This is a genomic window from Candidatus Hydrogenedentota bacterium, assembly GCA_035416745.1.
GTDB lineage: Bacteria > Hydrogenedentota > Hydrogenedentia > Hydrogenedentales > SLHB01 > UBA2224.
In genome coordinates this window covers 102,387-110,670 of sequence record DAOLNV010000002.1, presented here as the reverse complement: position 1 = coordinate 110,670, position 8,284 = coordinate 102,387, and the positions used below count along the sequence as shown (strand labels likewise).

Below are 8,284 nucleotides of genomic sequence, written 5' to 3'. Positions count from 1 at the left end.
TGACGGCGACGTGCCTGGGCAGCTACTGGTGCCTCGTGTCCAACGCCGTGCTGGATTCGGGCCTGTTCGACGCGCAGCCGGAAAAGGCCGCCTGGGTGCTGGATACGTTACACCGGCGGGGCGGCGTGTGCATGGGCATGCTGCGTTTTGACCAGCACTCGGGGGTCTTTGCCAACGAAAGAGGCCTGGACGACAACTACACCGTCGGCTATACCCTCCACCTGCTCAAACAAGACGATGCGGACCGGGCCCTCGTCTCATTCTATGGCAAACTTGCCCAGGGGTTTACCCGCGAGACATTCGTTGGCGGCGAGGGAACGAGTCTCGAGCCACTGGACGAGTACGGGCGTCCCATGTACCTGCCGCCTTGTACGGCCGGCAATGCCTTCTTCTTATGGACGCTGCGAAACCTCTTGGTGCAGGACTGGGACGCCGACGACGACGGTGTTCCGGACACGCTGCGGCTGTTGTACGCTACGCCGCGCCGTTGGCTCCGCGACGGCGCAGCTATCACGTTCGAAGAAGCGCCGACCGCGTTCGGTGCGCTGTCGCTCGAGACCGAATCCAGGCTGAGCGAAGGCGAACTTCTTGTGCGCCTTGCTCTGCCGCGGCATCGGCCAAAGAAGACCCTTCTTCGGGCGCGCCTGCCGGAGGGGTGGACGGCCGTTTCGGCTAGCGTCCACGGGTCTCTCCTGGATGTGGACCAGAGCGGCGTCGTGGATCTCTCGGAATGCGAAGGGCGGCTCACCGTCCGATTCCAGTTGGATAGGAAAGATTCACCGCATGAACGAAATCATTGACGCATATTGCACGCCGGGCGTCGAGCGCGAGACGCGGCTGACCCCGATGGATTTGTTGCAGTGCATGGACGAGGCGGGCATCCATCGCGCGGTCATTGCGCCCGAAGACCGCGAGATCGCGGTGCACAATATCTCAGGCAACAACCGTATCCTCGAAATCAGCCGGAAAGCGCAGGGAAGGTTCATTCCGGCCTGTACGGTGAATCCATGGTTTGGTGCAGCGGCATGCCAGGAGCTTCGCCGCGCGGTTGAGGCCGGGGCGAAGATGGCCGTGTTGGCCCCCGCCCTCCAAGGATTCTGTTTCGGCGACGAGTTGCTCGACGGCCTGTTGGATACGGCGGCCGAATTGCGTGTTCCGGTGTATGTCCACACGGGGCCGCATTCGTTCGGCGCGCCCACGCAACTCATCGTAGCGGCCGCCGAATGTCCCGCCGTACGCTTCATACTCGGCCACTGCGGCAGCACCGACTTCGCCAGGGACATGCCCGACGCAATACGATTGGCCTCGGAAAACGTCTGGTTTGAAGTCAGTCTGCTGGACCCCTGGGCGGCCGCTCAATACGCCAAGGCCGGCAACCGCCAAAAGGTGCTGTTCGGCAGTTCCGCCCCGCGAAGCAATCCGGCTTTTGAATTGCGCTCTCTTATGTCGATGCTGCCGGCCCAGGACTATCCGGATGTGTACGGAGGCAATTTGGCGGCGCTCATAGCGGAGGTACGCTCGTGATTGTAGATTGTCACACGCATTGGGGGCCTTCTTTTAAGACGCGTTACGGGCTGGACCCCGCACCCTGGCTGGACGGAGAACTTCGCCACGGCGTCACTCATGCCGTTGTCGCCCCTCTCCTCGGCCTGCACGACGACACGCTGCTTCCACAGGAGAACGATGATATTGCCGCGGTCTGCGCAGCCTCCGGCGGTTGCATGATTCCGTTCTGTGCAGTGAATCCCTATCGACGCGACACGACCGCCGCGGAATTCCGCCGTTGCGTCGAGGGACTGAAAATGCGGGGCCTGAAGATCCATCCCTGGGTTCAAGGCGCGAGCCTCTTCGGCGATTCGATCGATGAGTTGTGCGAGATGGCGGCGCATTGGAGGGTCCCGTTGCTGTTCCATGACGGAACGCCCTCCTACTCGCTCCCGTCGCAGATAGCCCTGTTGGCGCGCCGGCATCCGGACGCTACGATGATCTTGGGGCATTGCGGGCTGTATGAACATTGGCGCGAAGCGATTGCCGCGATGCGCTATGCCGAGAACCTTTGGGGATGTCTGTGCGGCCCGCACTTGGGGGCGTTACGCGAGCTTGTGCGCCGGTGCGACCGGCAACGGCTCGTCTGGGGCACCGATTACGGCGCATCGGGCACCGACGTGGTGGGCCACTTTTGGCGCCTGTTCAAATTACTGCCGTTAACGGACAGAGAGTTCGAACAGATCACCCTGCACAACCCGCGGCGGCTTCTGGGCGCCGCTCTTGCCTGTTGAGCCGGACTATGCAGGGCCTGGAGAAAGGAAGACATGCCAATGTCACTTGAGTTTCTGTACCTGTCCCGTGCCGACGTCGAATCCATCGGCTTATCCATGGCGGAAGTTGTTGATGCAGTCGAGGAAGTGCTCCGCGAAAAGGGCTGTGGACGGGTAGAAATGCCGCCAAAACGCGGTGTTCACCCGATGCCCGAATCCGCCATTAACGCGATGCCGGGGTATGTGCCCCTGGCGAAAGTGGCGGGAATCAAATGGGTCACGCGATATCTGCCGAACCTGGACAAAGGGTTGCCGTACGTGCTCGGGCTGCTCATCTTGAACGACCCCGAAACCGGTATTCCCCTCAGCGTCATGGATTGCGCGTGGATCACGGCAATGCGGACTGGCGCGGCCAGCGCCGTCGCCGCAAAGTACCTGGCCCGGAAAGACTCCCGGCAGATCGCCATGCTCGCCTGCGGCGTTCAGGGACGCAGCAATCTCACGGCAATGAAGATTGTCTTCCCCGGGCTCGAGTTTGCCAAGGTGTTCGATATCCGCCGCGAAACCGCGGAACGGTACGCGTGCGAGATGGCCGATTCGCTGCAAATGCGCATTGAAGTGGCCAAGACCCCGGAAGACGCCGTGCGCGGGGCCGATATCGTCGTCACCAGTGGCCCCATTCTGCAGCATCCAAAGCCAGTCGTCGAAATGGCGTGGTTGAAGATGGGCGTCTTTCTAAGTGCCGTGGATTTGGACTCGTACATCAAACCCGAAGTCTTCAACGCGGCCGGAAAACTTTACACTGACGACGTCGAACAGTTCATGGGCTACAGCCGGCAAGGGTATTTTGCCGGAATTCGCGAGCCCATCGGCGATCTGGGCGAACTGGTCGCGGGGAAGAAGCCGGCCCGTCAATCCAGTGACGAGCTGACAATGACGGCAAACCTCGGCTTGGCGATCGAAGACATCGCGGTCGCCGCCCGTATTTATCGCGTGGCGAAAACGCAGGGTCTGGGACGCGAATTGCCCCTGTGAACATGGAGGAAGACGCATGGTGAGAATCCACGAACCATTCCACGGAGCCGTATTGAACCACCGGCACGGCCGGAAAGTGAAAGGCGGTCTGGAGATTCCCGTGTGGGGCACTGCGCCGGTGGACGAACCGGTCGCTGTCAACGGCGTCTACGCCCGGCGCGCGGGGGAACGGTTCACCGCGGCAGTCACGCTCCGCGGCTCCGAGACCGACATCGTCGCTGTTGCCAATGGCGCTACCGGCCGCACCGAGCACCGTGTCCGCGTGGTCTGGGACCGGTATTCGAAACCGCGCTACCGGTTCGGCATTGACGATAACAGTTTCTTCCTGCGCGATATCGCCGCGAAACGATACAAGTCACTGTTCCAGAGTCCCTATCTTGGCGGGCTCCGCAAGTTGAACCGGAAGTACAAGACAAAGTTCGTGCTGAACGTCTTCTATACAACGCCGGAGAATGACTTCGAGCTCGCGCAATTCCCGGCCTCGTACAGGTCGGAATGGGCAGACAACGCGAACTGGCTCAAACTCGCTTTCCATGCGTATGCCGAGTTCCCTGACCGTCCCTATCAGAACTGCCCGCCCGAGAAACTGGCCAAGGATTTCGACCTTGTGACGGAAGAGATTCTGCGTTTCGCCGGAAAGGCTTCCTATTCGCCGTCAACGATCATCCATTGGGGCATGGTCCAGCCAACGGCGTGGAAAGTCCTCACCGAACGGGGCGTAAAAGTCCTCAGCGGCTCCTTTCATCCCAATACCGGTAGCTTCTACACGACCGAAGGCGAATCGTTTCCCGTTGAGGAGTCCGGCACGCCGTTCGGATACGATGTAAGCTACAGCCTCGACAACGCTCGCTCGGAATACCTCGGACGTCACGACGCGCTGAAGGATTTTGCAAGCGGAATCGTCTTCTCCAAAGTCGATATCGTGTGCAACAACGTACCTGCTGACCGGGTCGTGCCGGTCTTGGAACCACTCACGTGCGACCCCAATACGGCCGAGATCATGGACCTTTTCACGCACGAACAATACTTCTGGCCATTCTATCGCAATTACCGGCCCGACCATTTCCAGCGTTTGGATATCGCGATTCGTTTCTGCGTCGAACGCGGCTACGAGCCGGTATTCTTCCATGAGGGTTTGCTCGGCGGAAAGGAATAGGGGCAACCTGCGCCCGTATTTCCATAAAGACACACCCTTGTTGACGGATGAGTTCTATCCTGGCCTCGTCATTCGATAAACATGCCAAGCGCCGTCAGTGTTGACAGCGCTTGCCGGCATGCCCATTCTAATAAGAGTCAAGCGGCGTCAACTATGGGCGAACCCAGACAGGAAGTCTCCGGCGACAACAAAGAAGGAAGCAGATCGATGAACCGCAGGCAGTTCCTTGGCGGAGTTCTCGGCGCAGCGGCGGCCCAGGTGTTGTCCTCGCGACGTGTCGGGGGTGAGGCCGCGCGGAAACCGAACGTGATCATCATCTACAGTGACGATGTGGGCTACGCCGACGCCGGCGCGTACGGCGCTCAGCTGATCCCCACGCCAAACCTGGACCGCATGGCCGCCGAGGGCCTGCGCTTCACCGACGCGCATAGCGCGGCCGCCACATGCACGCCTTCCCGCTACTCGATCCTCACGGGCGGGATGGCGTTCCGCAAGAAGGGCACCGGAATCCTGCCGGGCGACGCGAACATGATCATCGAGCCGGGGCAGTTTACCTTGGGCGATGTCTTTCAGCAGGCCGGGTACGGGACGGGTGTGATTGGCAAATGGCACCTCGGCCTCGGGAAGGCTCGCATCGACTGGAACGGTGTGATCAGTCCCGGGCCCCGTGATATCGGGTTTGATTACGCCTTCATCATGCCTGCTACCAACGATCGCGTGCCCTGCGTCTACCTCGAGAACGACCGGGTCGTGAACCTCGACCCCAATGACCCCATAACCGTCTCCTATGAGAAACCCGTGGAGGATAGCGTTCCCGGAACAGCCTATCCGGACGGCAAGGTGAGCCCCGAGGCCATGACCTACTACCCCAGCTCGCACGGCCACGACAACAGCGTCATCAACGGCATCGGCCGCATCGGCTACATGAAGGGCGGCAAACAGGCCCTTTGGGACGATGAGTCGATGGCGGACGTCCTTGTCGGGAAAGCCCGCGCCTTCATCGAGGAACATCGTGACAGGCCGTTCTTTTTGTTCTACTGTTCGCAGGACATTCATGTGCCGCGTACTCCCCATCCGCGGTTCCAGGGCAAGAGCAAACTCAGCTACCGGGGCGACGCCATGGTTCAGTTGGACTGGGCGGCGGGGGAGATTCTGAAGACCGTCGAGAGCTGCGGGCTCGATAGCCACACTATCGTCATCTTCTCCAGTGACAATGGCCCCGTCTACGATGATGGTTACCGGGACGGGACAACGGTCCTCAGGTCGACGGCGGAGGTTGACCGCGGCCATGACGCTTCAGGCGCGTATCGCGGCGGCAAGGGTCAGATCTACGAAGGCGGCACGCGCGTTCCGCTGCTGATTCGCTGGCCGGGCACGATTCGGCCGGGTGTTTCGAACGCTCTGGTGACGCAAGTCGACTTTCTCGCGTCGTTTGCCCGGATGCTCGACCAGGAGTTGCCCGACGGAGCCGCCCCCGACAGTAGAGACCATCTCGATGCATTCCTGGGAAAGGACCCGCGCGGCTGCGAGGTTATTCTCGAGCAGGCCAGAGGCCTGGCTATTCGCAAAGGGCCGTGGAAATACGTAGAGCCGGCCGCCATTGAAAAAAGAGAGAACGCATCCCCTGAACTGTACAATCTCGAGACCGATGTTGGCGAGCAGAACAACATAATTGCCGAGCACCCGGACGTAGCGGAGCAGCTTGCATCGCTTCTGGAAAAACATAGGCAGCAAGGGCTTCGATGACAACTTCTATCACGCACGGGCGGAATCGTTTGTGCACGAGAGCGAGTGTTTTGGCCGTCTGTCTGGCGAATGCCTGATCGCCTGCCTGGATCGTGTATCGAACGCCAAGAGGGACCGGGAATGAAGAGTATTGATGTGGAAGACGTCTGCCTGCCGCTCATTCTGCCGTGCGCCGTGTTCGTGTTTGTGATGGGGTCCGGCGCGCACGCTTCCTCTGACCTGGTTCGCGCTCCGTTCGAAGACGCCGTGGCTGCGTGGCATATGGGAGACGGCAAAGACGCGGCAGGGGAGTGGCTGGCCGTTATGGCAAACCAGCCCGCGCGTGCCCACACAAATCCCGGCGGCGTCAACCTGGTTATTTCCCCCAGTTAAAAACACGGCGCACCGGGCAAGCTCCTGGCGCAGGCAGGAGACCAGAAACAGCAGGTTGCCCCGGAGAGCGGCTCAGGGCGTCGCCTGCAAAGCCTGGGCGGCTTCCTTGTCCCGGTACATCTGCCAGAACAGGATCCATGGGTCTAGAAGAACTGTCTCTCCGTAGTCATGAACCTTAAAAACGAAGTGACTGTGGTCTACGGCCCCCGACAAAACACCCGCGCCCCACGCGAACTGCTCGCCTTTCTTTATGGGCATATGTTCCTCGACCGTCAATTCGGTCATATGGTGCGCCTGGAGAATCCATTCCGCCCCGTTCGGCCACCGATGAATACCGCGCCAACGGTTGTTGTTGTGTCCCATCTTCAAGCTGTTGAAGTAAAAGTGGTCGTGAATGTCCAAGGGCGCCCATAGCGGAGTGCCCTCAGCATGGTTAAGATCCAGTCCGCCATGAGCGGACGCCCCGTTATAGGCTCCGAGCCAGCAATCCTCACCGCGGTAGCAGTCGCCGATCTTGAGACCCCCCTCCGGCAACGGGCACCAGGCATGCAGAATCTCGGGACAAATCCGGGCCGACGCATCCTGCACCGCAAACCGCGCATGCTTTCGCGGGCGGCATTCACCGTGGGCCTCGACGAGAAACTCGAAAATGTCCTGGACAGCGTCAAACCAGAGCCGCACTCCGTCGATGTCCCACGGTTCGTAGAAGCTTCGCTGCGTGGACACCTCGCGCTCAAGTGTGTGTTCCCGTCCGTTAATCTTCAGAACACAGCTAAACGAGTAGTCCGTCCGCCCGCCGTTCTCTTCAACCTTCAGCTGTTTCAATGTGGTGCGCAGGACACGCGCGCTCGTTGCAAGCAACTCGATTCGCACCACGGCTCCTGAGAGCAGTTCGAACGCGATTGCCTCTCCCCGGTCCATTTCAATGGCGGTCAACGTGTCTTTCGCCTTCAGTCTCTTGGCGTCAACTCCCGGCGCTGGCCTCTCGCCGCTGTTGTCAGATGCTGGAGATGCGGCCGGTTTCGAGTCTTCACCCAAAGCGTTTCCTGAAGCGGCCAGCGCCGTGAGCGCTGGCAGCGTCTTGATAAAAGTCCTGCGTTTCATGTGCGGTTCCTGTTTTGCGAGTCACGAGCCGTTCGTCACAAACGCATCGCCGCTCCCGCCCGGGCTACTCGATCTTATGAATGCCCTCGAACATGACATAGTGCTTCTTGATGGGCATCTTGTCCATCCATGCTCGCACCTCGAGTGTGTGCCAATGACCAGAGCCCGTGCCGCCGCCGTTGTCGTTGTCCCACAGCCATTTTGGGGTAGGCCACAGGCAATACGCGGGCCTCGCCTGTTGATAGAAGGCTTCGTTCACGCCATTCTGTCCGTGGTGCGCCATCTGCACGTAGTCGGACGGGAGACGGCTGGCGTAGGGGCTTTTCAACAGCTTTTCGCCGCCCTCCAAGCCGAGGTCCCCCAGAAAAAGCACCGACTTCACCCCATCGGCCAGCCGCAAGACCAGACTTGAGTTGTTGATGGCATTATTCGTGATCTCCGGATTCCTCACCCCGAGAACTTCGAGCTGGATGCCGTCAATCTCGAAGTTTTGTCCCAGCGAGAGAGCCTCGACTTTGCGCCCCGCATCTTTCAGGGTCTGCTCGAATCGCGTATAGCTTTCCTTTTCGGAATCGGCCCCCCATTGGCCCACCCATGCGGCGTCGGGCAGCGA

General features: G+C 60.4%; 9 protein-coding genes. 7 read left to right on the top strand and 2 right to left on the bottom strand.

The window, feature by feature from the left end; genetic code table 11:
- The 7 genes from PLJ71_01585 to PLJ71_01555 all read left to right on the top strand — a co-directional run.
- The coding region (locus tag PLJ71_01585) for a hypothetical protein (protein ID HQM47344.1) at positions 1-800 on the top strand (800 nt) is incomplete at its 5' end.
- Entirely contained in the window at positions 784-1,524 is a 741-nt protein-coding gene (locus PLJ71_01580) for an amidohydrolase family protein (protein HQM47343.1), read from the top strand. The genes PLJ71_01585 and PLJ71_01580, both read left to right, overlap by 17 nt.
- Positions 1,521-2,279, top strand: a complete 759-nt coding sequence (locus PLJ71_01575) for an amidohydrolase family protein (GenBank protein ID HQM47342.1) — start codon at positions 1,521-1,523, stop codon at positions 2,277-2,279. Before PLJ71_01580 ends, PLJ71_01575 begins: the two co-directional genes overlap by 4 nt.
- A gap of 39 nt (positions 2,280-2,318) precedes the next feature.
- The gene (locus PLJ71_01570; GenBank protein ID HQM47341.1) at positions 2,319-3,293 is read left to right on the top strand and encodes an ornithine cyclodeaminase family protein; all 975 of its coding nucleotides are present in this window, start codon (positions 2,319-2,321) and stop codon (positions 3,291-3,293) included.
- A gap of 16 nt (positions 3,294-3,309) precedes the next feature.
- A complete protein-coding gene (locus PLJ71_01565; GenBank protein HQM47340.1) occupies positions 3,310-4,449 on the top strand; it encodes a hypothetical protein in 1,140 nt (379 codons plus the stop codon).
- 207 nt (positions 4,450-4,656) lie between these two features.
- Positions 4,657-6,195, top strand: coding sequence for an arylsulfatase (locus PLJ71_01560; GenBank protein ID HQM47339.1), 1,539 nt, complete (start codon positions 4,657-4,659; stop codon positions 6,193-6,195).
- 120 nt (positions 6,196-6,315) lie between these two features.
- Positions 6,316-6,567, top strand: a complete 252-nt coding sequence (locus tag PLJ71_01555) for a hypothetical protein (protein HQM47338.1) — start codon at positions 6,316-6,318, stop codon at positions 6,565-6,567.
- A 72-nt stretch (positions 6,568-6,639) separates the two neighbouring features.
- On the opposite strand, the gene PLJ71_01550 is transcribed toward PLJ71_01555, so the two are convergent.
- Both PLJ71_01550 and PLJ71_01545 read right to left on the bottom strand, forming a co-directional pair.
- Positions 6,640-7,671 carry a hypothetical protein gene (locus PLJ71_01550; protein HQM47337.1) on the bottom strand — a complete coding sequence of 344 codons (1,032 nt, stop codon included), beginning with the start codon at positions 7,669-7,671 and terminating at the stop codon, positions 6,640-6,642.
- Between the two features lie 64 nt (positions 7,672-7,735).
- The coding region (locus PLJ71_01545) for a hypothetical protein (protein ID HQM47336.1) at positions 7,736-8,284 on the bottom strand (549 nt) is incomplete at its 5' end.